The sequence below is a fragment of the Aquamicrobium zhengzhouense genome, assembly GCF_016124105.1.
Classification (GTDB): Bacteria; Pseudomonadota; Alphaproteobacteria; order Rhizobiales; family Rhizobiaceae; genus Aerobium; species Aerobium zhengzhouense.
Genome location: NZ_JADGMQ010000004.1, coordinates 95,540 through 118,744 on the forward strand (window position 1 = coordinate 95,540; position 23,205 = coordinate 118,744).

At 58.5% G+C, this 23,205-nt stretch carries 20 protein-coding genes; 7 read left to right on the forward strand and 13 right to left on the reverse strand.

Annotated elements, in window-relative coordinates; all coding sequences use genetic code 11:
* Window positions 1-507: 507 nt before the first annotated feature.
* Together uvrA and IOD40_RS08220 are read left to right on the forward strand one after the other, a co-directional pair.
* Window positions 508-3,432 (forward strand): excinuclease ABC subunit UvrA, encoded by a 2,925-nt coding sequence (gene uvrA / locus IOD40_RS08215; RefSeq protein WP_198476056.1) that lies wholly within the window; start codon window positions 508-510, stop codon window positions 3,430-3,432.
* Window positions 3,433-3,442: 10 nt separating this feature from the next.
* Window positions 3,443-4,243: a DUF72 domain-containing protein gene (locus IOD40_RS08220; protein ID WP_198476057.1), complete on the forward strand. Its 801-nt coding sequence runs from the start codon at window positions 3,443-3,445 to the stop codon at window positions 4,241-4,243.
* Here IOD40_RS08220 and IOD40_RS08225 read toward each other — a convergent pair.
* Window positions 4,220-5,722, reverse strand: coding sequence for an NAD(P)H-hydrate dehydratase (locus tag IOD40_RS08225; protein ID WP_198476058.1), 1,503 nt, complete (start codon window positions 5,720-5,722; stop codon window positions 4,220-4,222). The genes IOD40_RS08220 and IOD40_RS08225 overlap by 24 nt on opposite strands.
* A 231-nt stretch (window positions 5,723-5,953) precedes the next feature.
* On the opposite strand from IOD40_RS08225, the gene IOD40_RS08230 reads away from it, so the two are divergent.
* Together IOD40_RS08230 and glnA are read left to right on the forward strand one after the other, a co-directional pair.
* The gene (locus IOD40_RS08230) at window positions 5,954-6,292 is read left to right on the forward strand and encodes a P-II family nitrogen regulator (protein WP_198476059.1); all 339 of its coding nucleotides are present in this window, start codon (window positions 5,954-5,956) and stop codon (window positions 6,290-6,292) included.
* Window positions 6,293-6,335: 43 nt separating this feature from the next.
* Window positions 6,336-7,745: a type I glutamate--ammonia ligase gene (glnA, locus tag IOD40_RS08235; protein ID WP_198476060.1), complete on the forward strand. Its 1,410-nt coding sequence runs from the start codon at window positions 6,336-6,338 to the stop codon at window positions 7,743-7,745.
* Window positions 7,746-7,920: 175 nt separating this feature from the next.
* Here glnA and IOD40_RS08240 read toward each other — a convergent pair whose 3' ends face one another.
* The 4 genes from IOD40_RS08240 to IOD40_RS08255 all read right to left on the reverse strand — a co-directional run bounded on the left by IOD40_RS08240 (window position 7,921) and on the right by IOD40_RS08255 (window position 11,164).
* A complete protein-coding gene (locus IOD40_RS08240) occupies window positions 7,921-8,961 on the reverse strand; it encodes a glutamine synthetase beta-grasp domain-containing protein (RefSeq protein ID WP_198476061.1) in 1,041 nt (346 codons plus the stop codon).
* Between the two features lie 368 nt (window positions 8,962-9,329).
* Window positions 9,330-9,821, reverse strand: a complete 492-nt coding sequence (locus IOD40_RS08245; protein ID WP_198476062.1) for an Lrp/AsnC family transcriptional regulator — start codon at window positions 9,819-9,821, stop codon at window positions 9,330-9,332.
* Between the two features lie 99 nt (window positions 9,822-9,920).
* The gene (locus tag IOD40_RS08250) at window positions 9,921-10,556 is read right to left on the reverse strand and encodes a uracil-DNA glycosylase family protein (RefSeq protein WP_198476063.1); all 636 of its coding nucleotides are present in this window, start codon (window positions 10,554-10,556) and stop codon (window positions 9,921-9,923) included.
* Entirely contained in the window at window positions 10,553-11,164 is a 612-nt protein-coding gene (locus IOD40_RS08255) for a glutathione S-transferase (RefSeq protein WP_198476064.1), read from the reverse strand. Before IOD40_RS08255 ends, IOD40_RS08250 begins: the two co-directional genes overlap by 4 nt.
* 153 nt (window positions 11,165-11,317) lie before the next feature.
* Here IOD40_RS08255 and IOD40_RS08260 point away from each other — a divergent pair, with 153 nt between their 5' ends.
* Entirely contained in the window at window positions 11,318-12,859 is a 1,542-nt protein-coding gene (locus tag IOD40_RS08260) for a sensor histidine kinase (RefSeq protein ID WP_198476065.1), read from the forward strand.
* A 7-nt stretch (window positions 12,860-12,866) separates the two neighbouring features.
* Here the strand turns inward: IOD40_RS08260 and IOD40_RS08265 are convergent, their stop codons facing one another.
* Window positions 12,867-13,814: a nicotinate-nucleotide--dimethylbenzimidazole phosphoribosyltransferase gene (locus IOD40_RS08265; RefSeq protein ID WP_198476066.1), complete on the reverse strand. Its 948-nt coding sequence runs from the start codon at window positions 13,812-13,814 to the stop codon at window positions 12,867-12,869.
* Window positions 13,815-13,971: 157 nt separating this feature from the next.
* Between IOD40_RS08265 and IOD40_RS08270 the strand changes: the two genes are divergently transcribed.
* Window positions 13,972-15,225, forward strand: a complete 1,254-nt coding sequence (locus IOD40_RS08270; RefSeq protein WP_198476067.1) for an SAM-dependent methyltransferase — start codon at window positions 13,972-13,974, stop codon at window positions 15,223-15,225.
* Window positions 15,226-15,284: 59 nt separating this feature from the next.
* Here IOD40_RS08270 and IOD40_RS08275 read toward each other — a convergent pair whose 3' ends face one another.
* From IOD40_RS08275 to IOD40_RS08295, 5 genes are all read right to left on the reverse strand, one after another.
* Window positions 15,285-15,842 (reverse strand): OmpA family protein, encoded by a 558-nt coding sequence (locus tag IOD40_RS08275; protein ID WP_198476068.1) that lies wholly within the window; start codon window positions 15,840-15,842, stop codon window positions 15,285-15,287.
* A 110-nt stretch (window positions 15,843-15,952) separates the two neighbouring features.
* Window positions 15,953-16,495, reverse strand: a complete 543-nt coding sequence (locus IOD40_RS08280) for a GNAT family N-acetyltransferase (protein WP_198476069.1) — start codon at window positions 16,493-16,495, stop codon at window positions 15,953-15,955.
* A complete protein-coding gene (gene sseA / locus IOD40_RS08285) occupies window positions 16,496-17,347 on the reverse strand; it encodes a 3-mercaptopyruvate sulfurtransferase (RefSeq protein WP_198476070.1) in 852 nt (283 codons plus the stop codon).
* A gap of 92 nt (window positions 17,348-17,439) precedes the next feature.
* Window positions 17,440-18,183, reverse strand: coding sequence for an alanyl-tRNA editing protein (locus IOD40_RS08290; protein ID WP_198476071.1), 744 nt, complete (start codon window positions 18,181-18,183; stop codon window positions 17,440-17,442).
* A complete protein-coding gene (locus IOD40_RS08295) occupies window positions 18,183-19,217 on the reverse strand; it encodes a cysteine synthase A (protein WP_198476072.1) in 1,035 nt (344 codons plus the stop codon). Before IOD40_RS08295 ends, IOD40_RS08290 begins: the two co-directional genes overlap by 1 nt.
* A gap of 150 nt (window positions 19,218-19,367) precedes the next feature.
* Between IOD40_RS08295 and IOD40_RS08300 the strand changes: the two genes are divergently transcribed.
* The gene (locus IOD40_RS08300) at window positions 19,368-20,183 is read left to right on the forward strand and encodes an SDR family NAD(P)-dependent oxidoreductase (RefSeq protein WP_198476073.1); all 816 of its coding nucleotides are present in this window, start codon (window positions 19,368-19,370) and stop codon (window positions 20,181-20,183) included.
* Here the strand turns inward: IOD40_RS08300 and IOD40_RS08305 are convergent.
* Together IOD40_RS08305 and IOD40_RS08310 are read right to left on the reverse strand one after the other, a co-directional pair.
* The gene (locus tag IOD40_RS08305) at window positions 20,173-21,375 is read right to left on the reverse strand and encodes an MFS transporter (RefSeq protein WP_198476074.1); all 1,203 of its coding nucleotides are present in this window, start codon (window positions 21,373-21,375) and stop codon (window positions 20,173-20,175) included. The two genes, IOD40_RS08300 and IOD40_RS08305, sit on opposite strands and share 11 nt — an antisense overlap.
* Window positions 21,376-21,478: 103 nt before the next feature.
* Window positions 21,479-22,888, reverse strand: coding sequence for a DEAD/DEAH box helicase (locus tag IOD40_RS08310; RefSeq protein ID WP_198476075.1), 1,410 nt, complete (start codon window positions 22,886-22,888; stop codon window positions 21,479-21,481).
* Between the last annotated feature and the right edge of the window lie 317 nt (window positions 22,889-23,205).

Sequence of the window (23,205 nt, forward strand, 5' to 3'; positions counted from 1 at the left end):
CCATCTGCCAGATTTTTAGCGGAAACAGCAGCCTAAACGCCCAAGCTAGCCAGCGCCGTAGCGTTTTCGAACTACTGCGGCTTCGCGGATGCGCGAAGCCCGGTACGTTGGTCAGGCGGGGTCATGCCTACCTCCGGGTTCGAGTTCGTCCAGTGCCAGCGCGCTCCGAGCTTAGACGCGTGCCTCGCGCCTCCGAGGCTTTGCGGGCAATGCATCAGCGAGCTCAACCAGCCCTATGAAATCTAGCGGCAGGTTCCGTTAGGTCAACACTGGAATTGGATGTCGAAACAAATCGTGATCTGATGGCCGAAGCGCCCCTTCTCCTGCCAAATGGGTGTCAGCAGCTTGTTCGCACTCTGTTCTTTTTACTTGCCCTTGTGTGCGGAACACGCGAGAAGCTTTATCCGCCTGGATCCGTCGGCCTCGACGGGGAGCATCACAAACACCATATAGGCTGGGCCGGTCCGTATACCGGCCTCAACCAATAGGCAGGGCGACGGACGGCTCATGGCTGACCATAAATACATCTCCATCCGCGGCGCGCGCGAGCACAATCTCAAGAACGTTGATCTGGACCTGCCGCGTGACAGCCTGATCGTCATGACCGGCCTGTCCGGCTCCGGCAAATCGTCGCTTGCGTTCGACACCATTTATGCCGAAGGCCAGCGTCGCTATGTCGAGAGCTTGTCGGCCTATGCGCGCCAGTTTCTCGAGATGATGCAGAAGCCGGACGTTGACCAGATCGACGGCCTGTCGCCAGCCATTTCGATCGAGCAGAAGACGACCTCGAAGAACCCTCGCTCGACTGTCGGCACGGTGACGGAGATTTATGACTACATGCGCTTGCTGTTCGCGCGCGCAGGTGTCCCCTATTCCCCAGCGACCGGGTTGCCGATCGAAAGCCAGACGGTCAGCCAGATGGTAGATCGGGTTCTTGAACTCGAGGAAGGCACTCGCCTCTACATCAGCGCTCCGATCGTTCGCGGGCGCAAGGGCGAGTACCGCAAAGAGTTTGCTGAGCTGCAGAAGAAGGGCTTTCAGCGGGTAAAAGTCGACGGCGTCTACTATGAGATCGCCGAGGTCCCGGCCCTCGACAAGAAGTACAAGCACGATATCGACGTTGTCGTCGACCGGCTGGTCGTGCGTGGCGATATCGCCTCTCGTCTTGCAGACTCGCTGGAGACCGCGCTCAAGCTTGCAGATGGGCTTGCTGTAGCAGAATTTGCGGACAAGCCACTTCCCGCCGAGATGACCCGCGCGGATGCGGTCAACAAATCAAAGAATGAGACCCACGAGCACATTCTCTTTTCCGAGAAATTCGCTTGTCCGGTGTCGGGCTTCACCATTCCGGAGATTGAGCCCAGGCTTTTCTCCTTCAACAATCCGTTTGGCGCTTGTCCGACCTGCGATGGTCTGGGGTCGCAACGTGCTATCGACCCGCACCTGATCGTGCCTGAGGATCATGTATCCCTGCGCGAGGGCGCCATCGCACCGTGGGCAAAATCATCCTCGCCCTATTATCTGCAAACGCTTGAAGCGCTTGGCCGTGCATATGGCTTCAAGGTCGGAGATCGCTGGCGGGAGCTGAGCGACGAGGCCAAGCAGGCCATCCTGCATGGCACGGGCGACCGGAAGATCGAATTTTCGTACGACGACGGCACGCGCGCCTACAAGACGACAAAGACCTTCGAAGGCGTCGTCACCAATCTCGACCGGCGCTGGAAAGAGACTGAATCGGCCTGGATGCGTGAGGAAATCGAGCGCTTCATGTCCGCATCTCCCTGCCCTGCCTGCGCAGGGTACCGCTTGAAGCCGGAAGCCTTGGCCGTGAAGATCGGCGGCTTGCATATCGGCCAGGTGACGGAAATGTCGATCCGCAATGCGGATGAATGGTTCAATGAACTGCCGAACCTCCTGTCGGAAAAGCAGAATGAGATTGCGGTCCGCGTTCTGAAGGAAATTCGTGAGCGCCTGCGTTTCTTGAACGATGTCGGTCTGGACTATCTGACCCTGTCGAGAAATTCAGGCACACTATCGGGCGGTGAGAGCCAGCGCATCCGACTTGCCTCACAGATCGGCTCCGGACTCACAGGCGTTCTTTACGTTCTCGACGAGCCCTCAATCGGCCTGCATCAACGCGACAATGCGCGCCTTCTGGAAACGCTGAAGCATCTGCGCGATCTCGGCAACACTGTCATCGTCGTTGAGCATGACGAGGACGCGGTGCTGACGGCTGACTATGTGGTCGACATAGGCCCTGCAGCCGGCGTGCATGGCGGCCAGGTAGTTGCCAAGGGAACGCCGGCGGAAATCATGGCGAATCCCGCTTCGCTGACCGGTCAGTACCTGTCCGGCGCCATGGGCATTGCCGTCCCAAGCGAGCGTCGCAAGGGGAAGAAGGGCAAGGCAATCAAGGTTGTTGGAGCGCGTGGCAACAACCTCAAGAACGTGACGGCCGAAATTCCACTCGGCACATTCACCGCGGTGACCGGTGTTTCCGGTGGCGGCAAGTCGACCTTCCTGATCGAAACGTTGTTCAAGGCTGCGTCACGACGCATCATGGGCTCACGTGAGCAACCGGCTGACCACGATCGGATTGAAGGGCTCGAGTTTATCGACAAGGTCATCGACATCGACCAGTCCCCGATTGGACGCACGCCGCGCTCCAACCCGGCCACCTACACGGGAGCATTTACGCATATTCGTGACTGGTTTGCCGGACTGCCGGAAGCCAAGGCGCGTGGCTATCAACCTGGCCGCTTCTCGTTCAACATCAAGGGCGGTCGATGCGAAGCCTGCCAGGGCGATGGTGTCATAAAGATCGAGATGCACTTCCTTCCCGACGTGTACGTCACATGCGACGTCTGTCAGGGCAAACGATACAATCGTGAGACGCTCGAAGTTCACTTCAAGGGTAAATCGATCGCCGACGTGCTCGACATGACCGTAGAGGAAGGCGTCGACTTCTTCTCAGCGGTCCCGTCGGTTCGAGACAAGCTGGCAACCTTGCACAAGGTGGGGCTCGGCTACATCCGCATCGGCCAGCAGGCGACGACGCTGTCGGGTGGCGAGGCTCAGCGGATCAAGCTGGCAAAGGAATTGTCAAGGAAAGCGACCGGCAAGACCCTCTACATTCTGGACGAACCGACAACCGGTCTTCATTTCCACGACGTGGCCAAACTGCTCGAACTTCTTCAGGAACTGGTGGAGAACGGCAACACGGTGGTGGTTATTGAGCACAATCTTGAGGTCATCAAGACCGCTGACTGGCTGCTGGATCTGGGGCCAGATGGCGGCGATGGTGGCGGCGAGTTGGTAGCAGCAGGGACACCCGAAGATATTGTCGCGGAACCGCGCAGCTACACCGGGAAGTTCCTGAAGGAACTTCTTGAGAGGCGCCCGGGTATCAAACGGCCGGAAGCCGCAGAATAGGGAGCCGAGCATGGCGGGGAAAATTCGTGCCGGAATGGGTGGCTGGACTTTCGAGCCTTGGGACGCGTCGTTCTATCCAAATGACCTTCCCAAGTCTCGCCAGCTACAATTTGCCTCGCGACAAGTGACGACCATCGAAGTCAACGGCACCTATTACTCCAGCTTCAAACCCGCGACGTATGCGAAATGGGCCAAGGAGACACCTGACGATTTCGTCTTCGCTTTGAAGGCAATCCGTTATTCCACCAACCGCAAGGTCCTGGCGGAAGCTGCTGAGTCGGTTCAGAAGTTTCTGAACTCCGGCATCAGCGAGCTTGGGCCAAAGTTGGGACCGATTGTCTGGCAGTTCGCGAACACGAAGAAATTCGACCTTCAGGACTTCGAGGCTTTTCTTGAGCTTCTGCCGGATGCGCAGGACGGTGTTCCCCTCCGCCACGCATTGGAGGTTCGTCATGACAGCTTTCTGGCACCTGAATTTGTTGCCCTGGCGCGAAAGTACGGCGCGGCGATTGTCTATGCGCACCACGATAGCTACCCGGAAATCGCGGACCTCACCGGTGACTTCGTCTATGCCCGCCTTCAGCGCGGCAAGGATGACAACGAGCACTGTTATACCGATGCAGATTTGAAGCGGTGGAGCGAGCGCGTAAAGGAGTGGGCCGAAGGTGCCCTGCCTGAAGACCTGCCATATGTGACGGCCACCGCTCCCTCCCAGACCAAGGCGAGGGACGTTTTCGTCTACTTCATTCATGAAGGAAAAATTCGCGCTCCGCACGGCGCGATTGCATTACAGAAGCTGGTCGACTTCTAGAAGCTCGGCAAGCAAGGGCGGCAGGAGGCCTGGCAGGTCGTCCGCGATCAGCCCCGGGCCAAATCTTGTCGCTGCCTCGGCGTGAAGCCAAACGCCGGCACAGGTAGCCTCCCACAGAGGCATTTTTTGCGCGGCAAGTCCCGCAATCACTCCTGCAAGGACATCGCCGGACCCTGCGGTTGCGAGCCACGGGTTGCCGTTGGCATTGATGGCGATACGACCATCCGGCGATGCGATAATTGTGTCTGGCCCTTTCAAGACAATCACGGCACCCGATACTCTGGCCGCCTCACCCGCCCTTTCCAGCCGAACCTTTCCAATGAGGTCCGGGAACAACCGGCTGAACTCTCCTTCGTGCGGTGTGAGAACGACCGCTCGTTCAGACCCCTTTATCGCGGTGAACAGCGCCGCTGGTTCGTCCCGGAACGCGGTGATTGCGTCGGCATCCATTACCAGGGTCCCACCGCCCCCACGCTGGAGGATGGATATTGCGAATTCGCGGATTGGACGTCGCAGACCAAAACCCGGCCCCAGAACAAAAGCGTCCGGCGCACGAGCTGAAATTACCTCTTCCAGATCATCAACCGTATCGACCTTGGCGAGCATGATAGAAGTAAGCTGCGCAGCATTGACCGCGATTGCACTTGCTGGTGAGTAAATGGTCGTTGCACCCGCCCCGGCGCGGGCTGCCCCCAATGCTGCCAGCCGCGCCGCACCGGTTGAGAAAGCGCCGCCGGAGAACACTGTCGCGTGTCCACGCGAATATTTGTGCTGGTTGCGGCGGGGCTTCGGAAAATCCCCGCGCCACAAGGGCGGCTGATTGATCCAGTTTCGCGGAGCAATGGGGCCCAGAACACTATCCGGGATCCCAATATTCGCGACGATCGTTTCGCCACACAACTCGCGACCTGGCTCAAGCAAGTGTCCCGGCTTCAAGCGGAAAAACGTGATCGTCAAATCCGCTGCAAACGCGTCGCCGAGCACTTGCCCGTCAGCGCCTGACACTCCCGTCGGAAGATCGACGGAGATCACGGCGACGTCCGCGTTCCGACATTCCTTCGCCACCCGCGAAACGGCATCGTCCAATGGACGCGACAGCCCTGCCCCGTAAATCGCGTCAACAATTGCATGTCCTTGCAGAACGGAGAATTGCGACAGCGACTGAGCGCCTATCGGGCAATCTTGTACCGCCTTTTCGGCATCGCTCCCGGGCCGCGGCGATCCGTGTGCAAACAGCCGCACCATGACGCCCATTTCCACCAGCAAGCGAGCGACGACGTAACCGTCGCCGCCATTATTGCCGGGGCCGCAGAGCACGTCGAAGCCATTGCAGTGCGGGTAACGGCGCAGCAACTCAGACACGATTGTCTGCCCGGCCCTTTTCATCAGACCATATCCGTCCACTGCACCCGAACTGATGGTCAGACGGTCGGCTTCTGCCATTTGCGAAGGCGTCAACAGGACCAGGGAATTGCTCATTGCATATGCAACCTGCTTACTATTTCATCACCTGCTAAGCCCCTGCAAAAGTGCCTCATCTGCTAGTGGCAGCTGAAACCTTGCGGCGGGGCCAATGATCGTGCACTTCCTGATGAATATGCAGCCTTTGCCACGTAGGGCAAAATTTTCACCAAGTTGGCATAGATCCTGCATTCATACCGGCGGAGCAGGATTCGACACCCGCTTTTTCCTATTGGAGGCTACCAACGCATGAAAAAGATCGAGGCGATCATCAAGCCCTTCAAGCTCGACGAGGTGAAGGAAGCCCTTCAGGAAGTCGGGCTTCAAGGTATCACCGTCACCGAGGCAAAGGGATTTGGCCGCCAGAAGGGCCACACCGAATTGTACCGCGGCGCTGAGTATGTCGTCGACTTCCTGCCCAAGGTGAAGATTGAAGTCGTTCTCGCCGACGAGAGTGTCGAGGCCGCCATCGAGGCCATCCGCAAGGCCGCTCAGACCGGCCGCATTGGCGACGGCAAGATTTTCGTCTCCAACATCGAAGAAGTTGTCCGCATCCGTACCGGCGAAGTCGGCCCCGACGCGATCTGACGCGCGCCGCCCCCCAAGAAATCTGAGCACAGGAAACCTGGAAATGACCACAGCCGCAGACATCATGAAACAGATTGCGGACAACGACGTGAAGTTTGTCGATCTGCGCTTCACTGACCCGAAGGGCAAGATGCAGCACGTCACCATGGACGTGATCGCTGTCGACGAAGACATGTTTGCCGATGGCGTGATGTTCGACGGCTCTTCGATTGGCGGCTGGAAGGCCATCAACGAGTCCGACATGGTCCTGATGCCAGACCCAGAGACGGCGCATATGGATCCGTTTTTCGCGCAGTCGACCATGGTCATCATGTGCGACATCCTCGATCCGGTTTCGGGCGAGGCCTATAACCGAGATCCGCGCGGCGTCGCCAAGAAGGCGGAAGCTTACGTGCGTGCCGAGGGCATCGGTGACACCGTATTCATCGGCCCGGAAGCCGAGTTCTTCGTCTTTGATGATGTCAAGTACAAGGCCGACCCCTACAACACCGGCTTCAAGCTCGACTCCAGTGAGTTGCCGTCCAACGACGACACTGACTACGAAACCGGCAATATGGGACACCGCCCCCGTGTCAAGGGTGGCTACTTCCCGGTTCCTCCGATCGACAGCCTGCAGGATATGCGCTCCGAAATGCTGAGCGTCCTCTCCGAGATGGGCGTCGTTGTCGAAAAGCATCACCACGAAGTGGCGGCCGCTCAGCACGAGCTCGGCATCAAGTTCGACACGCTGGTCCGCAACGCCGACAAGATGCAGATCTACAAATACGCCGTGCATCAGGTCGCGAACGCCTATGGCAAGACCGCAACCTTCATGCCGAAGCCGATTTTCGGCGATAATGGCTCGGGCATGCACGTCCACATCTCGATCTGGAAGGACGGCAAGCCGACCTTCGCAGGTAACGAATATGCGGGCCTTTCGGAGAACTGCCTGTTCTTCATTGGCGGCGTTATCAAGCATGCCAAGGCGCTGAACGCCTTCACCAACCCGTCGACCAACTCCTACAAGCGCCTGGTGCCGGGTTATGAGGCTCCAGTCCTGCTGGCCTATTCCGCGCGCAACCGTTCAGCCTCCTGCCGGATTCCCTTCGGCACCAACCCGAAGGCCAAGCGTCTTGAAGTGCGCTTCCCGGACCCGACTGCGAACCCGTATTTCGCGTTCGCGGCGCTGCTTATGGCTGGTCTCGATGGCATCAAGAACAAAATCCATCCCGGCCAGGCGATGGACAAGGATCTTTACGACCTGCCGGCCAAGGAGCTGAAGGAGATCCCGACCGTCTGCGCCTCGCTGCGTGAAGCTTTGGAAAGCCTCGACAAGGACCGCGGCTTCCTCAAGGCCGGTGGCGTCTTTGATGACGACCAGATCGACTCCTACATCGAGCTGAAGATGGCTGAAGTCATGCGTTACGAAATGACTCCCCATCCAGTCGAATTCGACATGTACTACTCGGTCTGATCCGGCCGTAGTTTCGAACTGAAAAAGACCGGCGGAGAGACAACTCCACCGGTTTTTTTCTTTTGGGCGTGGATCGTCCGCGTAGAAGCGCATTCCCTTCAAATTATCAGGCCCGACATTGCTGCCGGGCCTGTCAGAGTGTTCCCCTACTCTTTTATCTGGATTTTTAAGCGTCTTAGGCAGCAACCTTCTTCATCGCTTCAACAGGCACTTCCGAAATCGTCTTCAGAACCTGCGAAGCGATCTGGTAAGGATCGCCCTGCGAATTGGGGCGCCGGTCTTCGAGGTAGCCGCGAAAGCCATTGTTGACGAAGGAGTGCGGGACACGGATCGAAGCGCCGCGGTCAGCAACACCGTAGGAAAACTTGTTCCACGGTGCCGTTTCATGCTTGCCCGTCAGGCGCTTGTCGTTGTCGGGGCCATAGACCGCGATATGGTCCATCAGGTTTCGTTCGAACTGTGCCATCAGGGATTCGAAATATTCGCGACCACCCACCTCGCGCATGTATCTCGTGGAGAAGTTGCAGTGCATGCCCGAGCCGTTCCAGTCGGTATCGCCGAGCGGCTTGCAGTGCCACTCGATGTCGATGCCGTACTTTTCTGTCAGCCTCATCAGCAGGTAGCGCGCAATCCAGATCTGGTCAGCGGCAGTTCTTGAACCCTTTCCGAAGATCTGGAACTCCCACTGCCCCTTCGCCACTTCAGCATTGATGCCTTCATGGTTGATGCCTGCAGCAAGGCACAGATCCAGATGTTCCTCGACGATCTGGCGAGCGATGTCGCCAACGTTCTTGAAGCCAACGCCCGTGTAGTAAGGGCCCTGAGGTGCCGGATAGCCGTGCTCCGGAAAGCCTAGCGGGCGACCATCCTTGTAGAAGAAATATTCCTGCTCAAAGCCGAACCACGCATCCTCGTCATCGAGGATCGTCGCACGCTTGTTCGATACGTGCGGCGTGACACCATCCGGCATCATGACCTCGCACATGACCAGTGCGCCATTGGTGCGTGCGGGATCTGGAAAAAGCGCGACAGGCTTGAGCACGCAATCGGACGAGCGCCCTTCGGCCTGAAGTGTGGATGAGCCGTCAAACCCCCAATAGGGAAGTTGCTCGAGTGTCGGGAACTCGGCAAATTCCTTGATCTGGGTCTTGCTCCGCAGATTAGGGACCGGAGTGTAGCCATCGAGCCAGATATATTCGAGCTTGTACTTCGTCATGTGAGCCTCTCGTCCTGCTCCTATTCAACTGCCTGCGCCCGGCCCGGCATTTAGCGAGCAGCGCAATCACAAGAAGAAATGCAATGGGCGTGCCAGTTTGGAAACGAGATGTAGAAAGCTTCGAAAACAACCACTTGGGGTGATTACCGGGTAGTCGGCCATTGCCAATGCCGCATCACCACCAAGAGCAGACGCTCATGAAAAAATCAGGCTGCATATTTTTTCGGCAGCTACCAACAATGCAATGAAAGAGAGCAGCAGGCTCCGAGAAATGTCCATTCAAGCGTGCCTCGAGCCCAAGCCTGGCTCATAAATGCAAAACCTCCCGGCTGAGCAAGTCGAACCGGGAGGTCAGGGATGGCGACGCATCAAGCTGCGTTGGCGCCGCTTTCCTTATCCAGCACCAAATAGTCCAGCGGCAGCTGTGTGGTGTATTTGATCTGCTCCATCGCGAACGAGGATGAGACATCCCTGATCTCGATCTTGGCGATCATGCGCTTGTAGAACGCGTCGTAGGCCGCGATGTCCGGAACAACCACTCGCAACAGATAGTCGACGTCGCCACTCATGCGGTAAAACTCGACGACTTCAGGAAACTCCTGGATAACTTCCGAGAAACGCTTCAGCCACTCAATGTTGTGGGTGTTGGTGCGGATCGAGACAAACACGTTCACGCGCGTGTTCACCTTCACCGGGTCGAGGATCGCCACACGGCGCTGAATAACGCCTTCTTCCTCCAATTTCTGGATGCGGCGCCAGCACGGCGTCGTTGACAGGCCAACTTTTTTGGCGACATCGGCCACCGCGAGTGTTGAATCTTCCTGCAGCAGGCGAAGAATCTTTCTGTCGAGACGATCCATTGGGGACTCCGCTAGAATATTTATCCGATTGTGGCGACGATCTTATACCTCGACAAGAAAATTTTTCTTCCCAAACCTCCCTAAGAGAGGACATCCGGACTAGGAACGACGGATAAGACGCATGGAGATTTCAGCCCGCAGCACAGGCAGCAATTCCTCCGAGAACCAAGGGTTACGTTTGAGCCATGCGGTGTTGCGCCAGGAGGGATGCGGCAGCGGAAGCACGCGAGGCTTTTCGTTGCGGGAAAACACGGCACGCCAATTGGCGACAGTCTCGGCGAGACTTCCCTTGCGGTCCTCGGACATATGCCATGCCTGCGCATATTGTCCGATCACCAGAATGAGTTCGACCTGCGGCATCAGTTCCATCAAACGCTCACGCCAGGTGATGGCGCATTCGCGACGTGGTGGCAGATCGCTGCCTCGGGCATCCTGTCCTGGAAAGCAGAAGCCCATTGGGACGATTGCGAAATTATCGGGCTCGTAGAATTCTTCGTAAGTCACTCCGAGCCATTCGCGCAGGCGGTCACCTGACCGATCCGTAAATGGCATCCCGCTCGCATGCACCCTCGTCCCCGGAGCCTGGCCCGCGATCAGGATGGGGGAACGCGAAGAAGCCACCACCACAGGTCGTGGCTCATGCGGGAGCGGCGGCCCCAGAAACGGCGCATCGCTGCAGATACGACACGCGCGGATCTGGGCAAGAAGTTGCGTCAGCTCTGACTTTTCGTTCATGCCTTCGCACTTGGACGGGCCGACACGTTGTCGTACCAACGCCTCACGTGAACGAATTGCTCCGGCATCTGAATACGCGCCGGTTTCATGAAGTCGACCGCGATCATCCCGGTAATGTCTGCGATCGAGTAGCGATCGCCAGCCATGTACTCGCGCCCGGCAAGTTCGCGGTCCACCAGAGATAGAAACTCGAGCACCTTGGGGCGATTGGCTTCGCCCCATTCTGCGACTTGCGGAGCCTCCCACTCCTTCATTGCAGGGTGCGTATGACGAAATGCGTGGCCGACCCGTAAAAGAAAGTCGAGCTCCAGCCGGCGCTGCCATTCCTCGATCCTGGCCACCTCCAATGCGGTTCTTCCGAATAGAGAAGGTTCCGGATGAAGCTCTTCGAAGTATCGACAGATCGCGATTGACTCGGTGAGGATAGTTCCATCGTCCAACTCAAGTACCGGCAGGCGAAGCATCGGGTTTCGATCTGCTATAGCGGGGGCACGATGGCCTCCTTGCCCCATATCCACCGTGACAAGCGGAATTTCGATACCTTTCTCGGCGAGAAAGACCCGCACCCGGCGAGGATTTGGTGCTTTGCCTCCATCGTAAAGCTTCATTTTTTCCTCCTTGCACGGTGAGTTCAAGACCGGCTGAGAGATGCATAAACCAATGCCTCGATCAACCGCTCCCCTTACCTGCCAGTGAAGTTTCTTAATCATTCAAGATTAGGATGCGGCTGGTATTTCTCGGGGGGAGTCTGTCCGCGAGCAATGGCGCTGCAGGGCTCAACTATCGCTGACAAGAACATTGTGGACCGCACAAGAGTGCACCGCAACAGCGACGTCGTGCGCGCCATCAAGAAAACCCGCGACAAGCTTTCCCAACAGGCTGGCAACCCGGTTTACGACCGCGAATTGCTGAAGCTCCATGCCCGCGCAATTTCCAACAGCACCATCGCGATACCAATCCTCGTACTTGGTATCCTCGCGGGAGGTCTCTTCGCTGGTCTCGGCACCAGCATCATCGTCTGGGCCATGGTAACGCTCTGTGGCTATGCGGGACTGGCACTTGTTGCTCGCCAGGTCGATGAGGCTGACATCAGCGAACTCAAGCCAGATCAGGCACGACGCGGCTTCCTGCTGGCGCACCTGGTCAGCGGTATTGGATGGGCGTATTTCGCCTGGCTGGAGTGCCATGAATGCACGGTCGATCAGTTTGCAGTTCTGCAGGCTGTCATTTTGCTGTTGGCCGTGGCCGCAACCGCCATCATTTCATCGGCGCTGTCTGGCGCACTGGTGACGACCTTCTCGATTCCGATTGGAGTCTTCGCGATCTCCCTCGCCTTGAAGCCCGACTGGATTCCCGTCGAGATCATCATGGCCGCGCTGCTCATCACCTCTCTGCCGTTCTTCTCATCGGTTGCCGGACAGCTGCATCAATCATCGCTGATGCTCCTGTCCTTCCGCTCCGAAAAAGATGCGCTGATCGCAGAGCTGGAAACCGCCAATGCCATGTCGGACGAAGCGAGACGCCGTGCAGAAGAGGCCAATTTGGCAAAATCGCGTTTTCTGGCGACCATGAGCCATGAACTCAGGACCCCGCTTAACGCCATCCTCGGCTTCTCCGAGGTCATGGCGAATGAGGTTCTTGGACGGCTCGAGAACGACACCTATCGCGAGTATGCCCACGACATCAACAATTCAGGACGCCATCTGCTGCACCTGATCAATGAGATCCTGGATCTGTCGAGGATCGAGGCGGAGCGGTACCAGTTGACCGAGGAGCCAGTCTCGCTTCACGCTGTCGTGGAAGAATCCTGCCACTTGATGGAACTGCGGGCGCGCAACAAGGACATCAAGCTGTCGCAACACTTCGAGCGAGCACTGCCGCGGCTTTTTGCGGATGAACGCTCACTGCGTCAGATCACGCTCAACCTGCTTTCAAACGCGATCAAGTTCGCGCCCAGCGGCAGCGAAGTCCTTGTTCGTGTGGGGTGGACCGCAGGTGGCGGCCAATATGTCTCCGTGAAGGACAACGGGCCGGGAATTCCGGATGACGAGATCCCCGTCGTCTTGTCAGCTTTCGGACAGGGTACAATCGCCATCAAGAGCGCCGAACAAGGAACCGGCCTTGGCTTGCCAATCGTCCATGGCCTGATCAAGCTGCATGGCGGAGATTTTCAGCTTCGCTCCAAACTTAGAGAAGGCACCGAAGCTATCGCGATCTTCCCTCCTCAGCGCGTGATGGAAGAATTGCCGGCGCTGCCAGTAGAGCAGAAGCCGGCAACAGCGTCACGCAGACGAGTAGCCTGAGGCGAAATCAGCCCCTGATCACCATGCCCGAATGGATCAGCGCAGCGTTCTTGATCAGGTCCGCGGCAAGAGCTGCAGCCATCCCCTCGCCGTCGCCCAGATGCAGATAAAGGAGCGGGACGAGACCCATCTTCTTCGCTGCAAGTGCCATGCCGGGTTCAACGGAGATGTGAGAGAGGATGCAATGATCGATCGCAGTCGGCTCCATCGCCTTAAGGACCGCAGCTGCGGCTAGGCTGGCATAGCCATCGAGGACAACTGGAATTTTTTCCATGCGAGCCGCGAGTATGGCACCAGCCATCGCAGCAATCTCGCGGCCACCCAGGCGGCGGAGCGCCTCGAGCGGATCCTTGAGGTTGGCGCCATGGTGCGCAAGGGCCGCAGCCACGATTTGAGCACCCTCTTCATCCGAAGCCCACTGTGCCGGCTCGCCACCGTAAAGTGCAGCCATGATCGCGGCTGCCGAGACATTGCCCCCCGCACCGACGCCGGCCACACAGGCAAGATCAATCCCTCCCGCGACCGCCTCCATGCCGAATGCCATCGTCGCAGCGCAGCCGCGCTCATCAAGCGCAGGCTCAACGGCGATGTTGCCGACCGGCAGGTGCAAGGCGAGATCGAAGATCTTCAGACCGAGATCATGTGCAGCGCAGATCTGGTTGACCGCTGCGCCGCCAGCCGCAGCATGCTCGACCCCGGCCTGTGTCGCTGCGACGCCGTCTTTGGCGATACCGTGCGTACCGGCAAACAACGCCACGAGCGGACGGAGTACCTGCGGGTCGCGTCCCGTCCATGCTGCCAGCCATTCCGCCACGCGGCCAAGACGGCCGAGCGCCGGACCTTGGGCGGAAAGTTGCTGGTTGCGGCCGGCGACGCGTTCACGTGCCCTTTCGTCAGGGCCCAGCATTGTTTTCAGCAGGTTGCGGTAGTCGTCGAAGGGAAGACCGGTGGTCATGTGTGCTCCGGTTTTTGAGGGGTTAGCGAGGGAATACCCCCTCATGGCCGTTGGCACAATGCCGGTTAAGGCCCCCTCTTGATGTTCCCTGCCCTGCCGTGGAAAACTTGCACCAAAAGAAGCCGAACAAACGGCTTGCACAGCGAGAGGGAACGTCATGCCTGATGGGAAGCAGACGAACCGCCCCGGCAAGGGGCTGAGACTCACGCAGGAGAATTTTGAGGAGGTTGTGCGCCCGCTGCCGCGTCACGCCCGCTTTGTTCTGGGCGTCATCATGAAGCTACCGCACGGAACCCTGACACTCACGACACCCGAGGGTCTCGTACTGGAAGTCGGCGGCAACGGTCCCGGACCACACGCTGAACTGATCCTGCGCAACTGGAAATTGCCGGCGCGGGCCTTCTCCGCAGCCACCATCGGTGTCGCTGAATCATATATGGATGGCGATTGGGACAGCCCGGACGTCACCACGTTGCTGGAACTCTTCGTGATCAACGAGGAAGCTGGCGAAAAGCTGGCGGGCGGTGCCAACTGGCTGGTAACCGCACTTCAGCGCGTGCGTCACTGGCTAAACCAGAACACTCAAAGCGGTTCCAAGCGGAACATCAGTGCCCATTATGACCTGGGCAACGGGTTTTATCGGCAGTGGCTCGACCATTCGATGACCTATTCATCCGCCCTGTACGCGGAAGGGGCAAATGACCTCGAAAGTGCTCAGCTTGCCAAATATCGCGCGCTGGCACGCGATACCGGCATCGGGCCGGACGATGATGTGCTTGAGATCGGCTGCGGCTGGGGAGGCTTCGCCGAATTTGCCGCCCGTGAGGTCGGCTGCAAGGTGACCGGGCTGACGATCAGCCGCGAGCAATACGACTTTGCCCGGCAGCGCATCTTCAATGCCGGCCTTGCGGACAAGGTCGAGATCAAGCTGCAGGACTATCGGGACGAAACCGGAAAATATGACCGTATCGCGTCAATCGAGATGTTCGAAGCGGTTGGTGAGAAATACTGGCCCACTTTCTTCTCGAAGGTCCGCGACTGCCTCCACGCTGACGGTACTGCCGGACTTCAGATCATCACGATCAAGGAGTCCGTGTTCGATGCCTATCGGGTGCGCCCCGATTTCATTCAGCGGTACGTTTTTCCGGGCGGGATGCTGCCAACGCCGACCATACTTCGGCAATTGGGTTCCGATCATGGTCTGATTTTCGCCCGGGAACGCATTTTTCCTCAGGATTATGCGCGCACCCTTGCCGAATGGCGGGAACGGTTCTGGACGGCTTGGGAGAGGATTGTTCCGCTTGGTTTTGACGACCGCTTCAAGCGGCTATGGGAGTTTTACCTTCACTATTGCGAAGCGGGATTTCGAGCCGAATACATCGATGTGAGACAGGTAATCTACAAGCGGTAGCGTCACTAACAGTGCAGACCGAGGCGCAAATCGCCCCGGCCTGTTCCGGTTCATCCTTATCAGCGCAGGAACTGATCGATGCGGCGGATGGTGACGCGGCGGTTCTGCCAGTTTTCCCGTTGCGTGTTCACCAAGAGATACTCTTCGCCGTAGCCCACCGTCTCCATGGCCCGAGATGGCACCCGGAATTCACGCGACAGAACCCGGCGCAAGGAAGCCGCACGGCGCTCTGACAGTGCAAGGTTCGACTCGTATGAACCAACGGCGTCCGTATGACCTTCGATCAGGAAGCGTGCGCGCGGGTTGCGGTTGAGGATGCGGCGAAGAGCAATGCCAATCTCTTCGACCTTGGGATACTGCGAAGCCGGGATAGTTGCCGATCCGGTCGCGAAATTGATCGACTGAATATCGATGGAAGGAGCGGCACGGCGGAGATCTGGACGACGCTTGAATTCGTTGATCGTCACGCGGCGCTCTGGCGACATCCGCATGCGCGGCTGTGTTTCCAGTTTGCGCAGGATATGGTCTGCCGAAGGCATATCGCGGGACTGAGCCATTGCAGCGCCCGGCATGGCAAGAGCGGCGACGAGACCTGCAAGGACGAAACGACGTTTCATGAGAGCCTCCTTCTTTCGAAATGTTGTGAAGGAGACTATTGGGTAATTCGGCTGAAGTCAGACTGAACGGCTTGTTGTCTGGCGTTCAGCTTCGTTAACAAACACGGGAATCAGAGCCACGGCTCGACCTCCTCCTGCGACCAGGCGAAGGGGATGAAGCCCATCCGCTGATAAAGCTGTAGCGCCCGCGGGCTGTCGAGCGTGTTGGTATGGATGACCAAGCGCTCCGGATTGTGCGACCAAGCAGCGAAGATCGCCTCGGAGAGAAAAAACTTCGAGAGGCCACGCCCCTGATAGTGCGGCGTCAGGCCGAAATAAATGATCTCCGTTTGACTGGGGAGCGACGAAAAATCTAGCTCGAAGAACCCAGCGGGACAGCCATCGACGTAGAGGACATGTATTTCCGCAGTCTCCGCATTGATGATGTCGGAGAGATGCTCATCCGGATCTTCACGGCGCAACATCCAGTGATGCGCCTTTCCAATCTCCCGGTAGAGATAGCGGTAGAAGGATGGCGGCATGTCGCGCACGCGGAAGACGGCAAGCCGCGGCCCCATCGGCATCTGGACCCGATGCGCCGGCGGCGACAGCATTTCCAGATGTGTGATGCGCGCGAGCAACGGACCGGCGCGCTCACCGAATTCATTCGTCATCTAGTCACTTCCCGTCACGACAGGCGTGTCCTCTCTACCGCCCCATTCTGACCAGGACCCGTCGTAAAGTGCGTTATCCGTGTGTCCGACCGACGCGAGTGCGAGAGATATCACCGCCGCTGTCACTCCCGAGCCGCACGAGGTCACCACTGGCCGCGACAGATCAATTCCCGCTGCCTCCAGTCGTTCCTTCAACTCCGGGATTGGAAGCAATGAGCCATTGCGTGACAATGATGTGGCGGGGACATTCTTCGCTCCGGGCATATGACCCGAACGCATTCCGGCACGCGGCTCAGGCTCAGTTCCGGTGAAGCGACCGGCCGGACGCGCATCCGCGACCTGACGGTCACCGCGCTCCACGATCCCGCGCATTTCGTCCAGCGATACGACCCGACTTTCGTCGAATTCAACTTCGAAGAAACCCGGTGCGGTCTTGGTCGGCTCGCTCGTTACCGGGCGACCCTCTTCTTTCCAGCGGTCAAAGCCGCCATCGAGGATGTAGACCTCCTTTGCGCCCATAGTCCGCAACATCCACCAAACGCGCGCTGCTGAGAACATTCCCGGCCCATCATAGACAACGATCGTGTCCTTCTCGTCGATGCCCATGGAACATGCGAACTGACCAAACAGCCCGGGCCGGGGAAGTGTATGTGGAAGCGGGCTCTCAGGATCGACGATCTTGTCCTGGTCGAAGAATAGTGCGCCTGGAATATGAGCTTCGTTGTATTCGCTGCGCCCGTCGCGCTGATGCACCGGCAGATACCAGGAGCCGTCGATGATCGTCAGCGCCGGCGCTCCAAGGCGCTCCTGCAACCAATCCGCAGACACGATGAAAGGGCTCGTTTCACTCATAAAAGGCTCCGTTGCCTGATCAGGAGAAATTGCGCGCAATATAGACCGTTCCGCCGCAGCTTATGCATCGGTGCGGTCGCCGGCAATGCAGATCAGGATGCTGGCGCAATCCCGAAGCGAATACGAAATCGGCGGTTTTCGCGCCCCTTCTTCTCGATCTTGCCGATATGAATGTCACCGACCTCGGCAGTGGATCGAACGTGTGTGCCGCCACAAGGCTGCGTGTCGATCTTGCCTTCCTCACCGATACCAACGAGCCGGATCCGGCCGCTGCCCACCGGGGGACGCACATTCTTGGATTTGACCAATGTCGGATTAGCGATCAGTTCCTCATCGGTAATCCAGCGCGTGAAAATCGGATGATCCTCGCGAATGAGCTCCATCATCCGCGCACTGACGTCTTCCTTCGTGAAGCTGGCGTCCGGAATGTCAAAATCGACCCGGGAATCATCCTCGCTCACTGACGCGCCGGTGATCGGAAAGGGACAGATCACCGTAAGCAGATGACAAGCCGTGTGCATCCGCATCAGTTTATGGCGTCGATCCCAGTCGATCTCACCGACAACCTCGTCGCCAACCGAGAGAACTGCCTCACCATCCGCCGGAAGATGAACAATGTCGTCCTTGTTCTCGCCCGTGACTGTGCCTGTAATCTGGATCTGGGTACCATCGTTACGACGCAGATGTCCGGTATCCCCAGGCTGGCCACCTGAGGTTGCGTAAAAGACGGTCCGGTCGAGCACAATCCCGCCGGTTGGTGTGATCGACACCACCCTGGCGGTCATGATCTTAAGATAAGCGTCCTCGCGAAACAGCGCTTTCGTTACAGCTGGCATCAAGGCACCGGCTCGAAGGGAACATCGATATCGACCTTCTTTTCGAGCCAGGCCGGCACCGGAAGGTTCCGCCCACGAAGGAAGGCCGGGTTGAAGAGCTTCGACTGATAGCGAGTGCCATAGTCTGCAAGGATCGTGACGATCCGGTGGCCGGGGCCAAGCTCTCGTGCGAGCCGGATCGCGCCAGCGATATTGATTCCGGTAGATCCCCCGACGCAGAGCCCCTCTTCCTCGATCAGATCGAAAACAATCGGAAGCGCTTCCTCGTCCGGCACCTGATAGGCAAAGTCAGGCTTGAACCCTTCAAGGTTGGCCGTGATGCGGCCCTGGCCAATGCCCTCAGTGATCGAGTCGCCTTCGGACTTGAGCTCACCGTCAGTGTAGTAACTGAAGAGAGCCGCACCACGCGGATCGGCAAGTGCAACTTTTACGGCATTGCTCTTCTCGCGCAGACCCGCAGCAATACCAGCCAGCGTTCCACCGCTACCGACGGATGCAACGAAACCATCGATCTTGCCGCCGGTCTGCTGCCAGATTTCCTGTGCCGTGGTGGCGACGTGTCCGTCACGATTGGCAACATTGTCGAACTGATTGGCCCAGATCGCGCCATTGGGCTCAGACTTTGCGAGCTGTTCAGCCAGCCTGCCTGACAGCTTCACGTAGTTGTTCGGGTTTCGATAGGGAACCGCCGGGACCTCGATCAGCTCTGCTCCCATCAGGCGCAGAGCGTCCTTTTTTTCTTCGCTCTGCGTCTCGGGAATGACGATCACCGTCCGGTAGCCGAGAGCCTTGGCGACAAGGGTGAGGCCGATACCGGTATTCCCGGCAGTCCCCTCAACAATGACGCCACCCGGGCGCAAGAGCCCCTTCGCCTCTGCGTCCCGAATGATGAACAGACCAGCGCGATCCTTGACCGATTGGCCCGGATTCAAGAACTCGGCCTTGCCAAGAATTTCACAGCCGGTTTCCTCGGACGCGCGATTGAGGCGGATCAGCGGCGTGTTGCCGATAACGTCAATCACTGAGGCAGTCATATTCGCGTCCTTCCAATTGCATGCGTTGGCGCGAAACTAGAAATGTGTGTCCGCGCTTTCAAGGTTGGATTTTCCCCGCAAGCAGCTTATTCCGTAGTTGAGTTTCTATCATCAACGTCCCAGCAACGCTTCAACGGCTTTCCAACGCATATGGCATTATACAGGGCAGCACCAGAGGACGGGGTCGCCTGGATCACAGGTGCTAGTACCGGAATCGGCCGTCAGCTTGCCCTTCATCTTGCAGATCTGGGTTTCAGCGTCGCCGCTACCGCCCGAGATCAGGACGGTCTTGCCGATCTCGTTTCGGCCGCGAATGGTTCACCCGGAAAGGTCACGGCCTATTATTGCGACGTGACGAACGAAGCAGCGATGGAAAGCAACCTCAGGCAGATCGAGGACGAACTCGGACCAGTTGTCCTCGCAGTCTTCAATGCAGGAATCTATTCGCCAACATTGGGCGAAAGGCTTGAGACGCTAAATTTCACGACCACCTTTTCCGTAAATGTCTTCGGCGTCTTGAATGGCCTCGTCCCGTTGGCCGACCGGATGCGCGATCGGGGCTTCGGGCATATCGCGATCATAGGGTCGGTTACGGCTTATGTCGGCCTGCCCACCGCTGCAGCCTATGGCGCATCAAAAGCCGCGTTGAACAACATGGCCCAGGCGCTTCGCCACGATTTTGAGCGCCTCAATATCCGCCTGCAGATCATCAATCCGGGTTTCGTCGAAACCGCGTTGACCACCCGCTATCGCATTCCCATGCCGATGAAGATGACAGTGGCCGAGGCAGCGTGCCGAATCACTCGCGGGCTGCGCTCGGGAAGCTTCGAAGTTGCATTTCCTCGCAGGCTCGTCTGGCCCCTGAAAGCGTTGCGCTTCCTGCCGCAAAACTTCGTTCACGCTCTCGTCCGCCGAGTGACCGGTTGGGACCGCCACCGGATCAATCGGCGAAAGGTCAAGCGCTAGCCTTCTTTTCCGGACGCGCATCGCGCGCAAACAGGAATATGAAGAGCGCCAGTCCAAGCAAGACGGCGTAGAACCAGAACAGGACAGCATATGCTGCAGACGGATCATTCGCGTCTGCAGCCGCAGTGTAGACGGCCCCTGACGCGAACTGCACCATCCCCACGACACCGATCGCGAAGAAGTTGAGAAGCGTAACCCCTCGCCCGGTGAGGTGGGCCGGAATAAATGCCCGTCCGTGCGCCATCAGGAGACCAAAGCCGGATCCCGTTATTCCGATAACGACCAGAAGCATTGTCAGGGTCGAGAGATTCCCCATCGGCTGCAACGCCATCAGGATCAGCGCAACCAGGCCTATGCCGTTCCCGACGAACGCCACCCACTTGCGGGTTCCAAACAAGGTATCAAGGGGACCGTAGACGAAGCTGCCAATGACCATCGCCAGCGCCATGTAGAGAGTGACCTGTCCGATCAGAATGGTATCAGCGCCGTGGACTTCGGACAGGAACGGGCCTGCCCACAGGCCGCGGATGCCGGCGGCTGCCACGTAATTGAGGCCCATGAGCGGGAAGATCGGCCACAGCGCGCGGATCTTGAGAAGATCGATATACCCGGCAAATCCGTTGTCAGATGATGCGGTTCCTTCCCGCCCGGGATCTCGGACGAGTGCCATGATTGCGACGGCAACAGCGATCGTCAGCAACCCGAGGCCAAACATGACCGAGCGCCAGCCCCACGCGTCGGCAGCGGCCGCAAGCGGCGACGCGCCGACGACATTGCCCAGCGATCCAAACCCTACAAACGACGAGATCAACACCGCCATATGCTTGGGCGAGAAACTGCGCGCAAAGATGTAGACTGAGGCCATCAAGACAGGCGAGCAGCCCATCCCGATCATCACCATTGCGAGCGTGACCATCCATGGCGACGTCGCGCATGAAAACAGAAGTGCGCCGCCGCCGCCGGCCAGACCGATAAAACTGGCCGCAGTACGTTTTGGGCCATACCGATCAAGGCAGACCCCCACCACGAACTGAGACAGCGCGAAGGCCAGGAACCAGGCACCGGAGGCAAGGGCCAGATCGGCATTGGTGGCGCCGATCTCGGCTGAGAGCGAAGGTGTAAGGACGGCGAGAAACGAGCGATAAAACTGCGAGAGGACATATCCTATCGCGAGTGCCGCCAAACCTGCCATCGCGGCCTCCCCCTAATGATCCGCAAACAATGGGAGAAGGCGTAAAGCAACGAATGGCTGCAGGCAACTGGGCCAGCCGAACTGGCCCAGCTGCAATTATGTGTCAGGCAGCAGCCCGACGGCCACCCTGCGGGCCGCGACGGGCCCGGAACGGCTTACCAGCATTTGCTGACGCGTTTGCAGAGCGTTCACCTGCATGTGCGCCACCGTTATTCTTGCCCTGACCACCACCAAACCGCTTGGGCTTGCCGGCTTTCGGCCCATTGCGATATGGCGCGCTGCGCTTGCGCTGGTGCCGAACCTCGTCGCTGTCGCCCTCAGGTTTTGCCGCGCGCTGCTCGCGTGGAAGGGGCGCAGGATCAGGCTGGTCGAGGTATGACTCGGCAACATCCAGCTTCATGCGGATGATCTTCTCGACCTGCTTCAGCTTCGAGTTTTCAGTCGGATCGCACATGGTGATTGCAATGCCGTTTGCGCCGTTGCGCCCCGTCCGACCAATACGGTGGACGTAGCTCTCCGCCTCATCCGGCAGATCAAAGTTCACGACGTGGGTGATGCCGGGGACGTCGATACCGCGAGCCGCAATATCTGTTGCAACGAGGATACGGACCGATCCGTCACGAAAACCGTTCAGCGCCCGCTGACGTGCATTTTGCGACTTGTTGCCATGGATTACAGCGGCCTCGAAACCATCGCGCTCAAGATCGCGTGCGACACGGTCTGCGCCGTGCTTGGTGCGAGCGAACACGATGACCGACTTCATCGTCTCATCGGCCAGCATGCGGGACAGGATCACGCGCTTCTGCTTGGTGCGGGCAAGAATGACGCTCTGCTTGATCTCACCAGCTGTGGTGCCCTGAGGCGCAACCTCTACCCGGACCGGGTTCTTGAGCAGCTCGCCCGAAAGCTTCTCGATCTCGGACGGCATGGTCGCTGAGAACAACGCGGTCTGACGATCCTTGTGGATCGCACGCGAAATGCGGCGAACATCGTTGATGAAGCCCATATCCAGCATCCGGTCGGCTTCATCGAGAACCAGCCAGCGGGTCTCGACGAGGCTGATCTCACGCTCGCGCACCAGATCTGTCAGACGGCCAGGCGTAGCGATCAGGACATCGACACCCGGGAGCATCTTCTTGACCTGCGAGCCGCGCGATACGCCACCAAGCACCAGGGCGGTGGAGATATGCAGGCCCTTTGAAAGCTTGCGGATCGTTTCCTCGATCTGAACAGCCAACTCGCGGGTCGGTGCCAGGATCAGAGCTCGTGCAGTGCGCGGCGAGCGCTTCGTGCCAAGACCAACGATTTTGGCCAGGATCGGCAAGCTGAATGCAGCCGTCTTGCCCGAACCCGTCTGCGCTATTCCAAGAATGTCGCGACCTTCCAGCTGCGCCGGAATTGCCTGGACCTGGATCGGTTTGGGGGCGGCATATCCTGCGGCAACGGTGGCCTTGAGGAGCGCGCCGTCAATTCCCAGCGCGGCAAAACCGTCTGTCGCTTCAGCGGCAGGCATAGCGGTATCGTTCTTCAAATTTATCACTTTCGTGCAGAAACCTTTTATCGGCTTGCTGCAAACAACTGCCGACGCGGCGCAACCTGCCACGGTCGGAATATATATTGGACGACAAGGCGACGAACCATTCGGTTCGCTCGGCTGCGCTGCCGTGCCCACGGCCGATTGCCGCGGGACTCGTCTGACTGTCGAGCAATGCCCCGTCAGACAGATGCGCAACCAGTCCCTCAGGAAAGCCGGATCACCCGGCCCATGCGCCTCGTGAAAGCGCATATGGTGCAGTTTGCGGAGAAATGCAAACCAATTCTTGTGCGATG

Excerpts from the sequence above, each read along its gene's own strand:
- uvrA (WP_198476056.1), top strand. The coding sequence starts at position 508 with ATGGCTGACCATAAATACATCTCCATCCGCGGCGCGCGCGAGCACAAT.
- IOD40_RS08220 (WP_198476057.1), top strand. The coding sequence starts at position 3,443 with ATGGCGGGGAAAATTCGTGCCGGAATGGGTGGCTGGACTTTCGAGCCT.
- IOD40_RS08225 (WP_198476058.1), bottom strand. The coding sequence starts at position 5,722 with ATGAGCAATTCCCTGGTCCTGTTGACGCCTTCGCAAATGGCAGAAGCC.
- IOD40_RS08230 (WP_198476059.1), top strand. The coding sequence starts at position 5,954 with ATGAAAAAGATCGAGGCGATCATCAAGCCCTTCAAGCTCGACGAGGTG.
- glnA (WP_198476060.1), top strand. The coding sequence starts at position 6,336 with ATGACCACAGCCGCAGACATCATGAAACAGATTGCGGACAACGACGTG.
- IOD40_RS08240 (WP_198476061.1), bottom strand. The coding sequence starts at position 8,961 with ATGACGAAGTACAAGCTCGAATATATCTGGCTCGATGGCTACACTCCG.
- IOD40_RS08245 (WP_198476062.1), bottom strand. The coding sequence starts at position 9,821 with ATGGATCGTCTCGACAGAAAGATTCTTCGCCTGCTGCAGGAAGATTCA.
- IOD40_RS08250 (WP_198476063.1), bottom strand. The coding sequence starts at position 10,556 with ATGAACGAAAAGTCAGAGCTGACGCAACTTCTTGCCCAGATCCGCGCG.
- IOD40_RS08255 (WP_198476064.1), bottom strand. The coding sequence starts at position 11,164 with ATGAAGCTTTACGATGGAGGCAAAGCACCAAATCCTCGCCGGGTGCGG.
- IOD40_RS08260 (WP_198476065.1), top strand. The coding sequence starts at position 11,318 with ATGGCGCTGCAGGGCTCAACTATCGCTGACAAGAACATTGTGGACCGC.
- IOD40_RS08265 (WP_198476066.1), bottom strand. The coding sequence starts at position 13,814 with ATGACCACCGGTCTTCCCTTCGACGACTACCGCAACCTGCTGAAAACA.
- IOD40_RS08270 (WP_198476067.1), top strand. The coding sequence starts at position 13,972 with ATGCCTGATGGGAAGCAGACGAACCGCCCCGGCAAGGGGCTGAGACTC.
- IOD40_RS08275 (WP_198476068.1), bottom strand. The coding sequence starts at position 15,842 with ATGAAACGTCGTTTCGTCCTTGCAGGTCTCGTCGCCGCTCTTGCCATG.
- IOD40_RS08280 (WP_198476069.1), bottom strand. The coding sequence starts at position 16,495 with ATGACGAATGAATTCGGTGAGCGCGCCGGTCCGTTGCTCGCGCGCATC.
- sseA (WP_198476070.1), bottom strand. The coding sequence starts at position 17,347 with ATGAGTGAAACGAGCCCTTTCATCGTGTCTGCGGATTGGTTGCAGGAG.
- IOD40_RS08290 (WP_198476071.1), bottom strand. The coding sequence starts at position 18,183 with ATGCCAGCTGTAACGAAAGCGCTGTTTCGCGAGGACGCTTATCTTAAG.
- IOD40_RS08295 (WP_198476072.1), bottom strand. The coding sequence starts at position 19,217 with ATGACTGCCTCAGTGATTGACGTTATCGGCAACACGCCGCTGATCCGC.
- IOD40_RS08300 (WP_198476073.1), top strand. The coding sequence starts at position 19,368 with ATGGCATTATACAGGGCAGCACCAGAGGACGGGGTCGCCTGGATCACA.
- IOD40_RS08305 (WP_198476074.1), bottom strand. The coding sequence starts at position 21,375 with ATGGCAGGTTTGGCGGCACTCGCGATAGGATATGTCCTCTCGCAGTTT.
- IOD40_RS08310 (WP_198476075.1), bottom strand. The coding sequence starts at position 22,888 with ATGCCTGCCGCTGAAGCGACAGACGGTTTTGCCGCGCTGGGAATTGAC.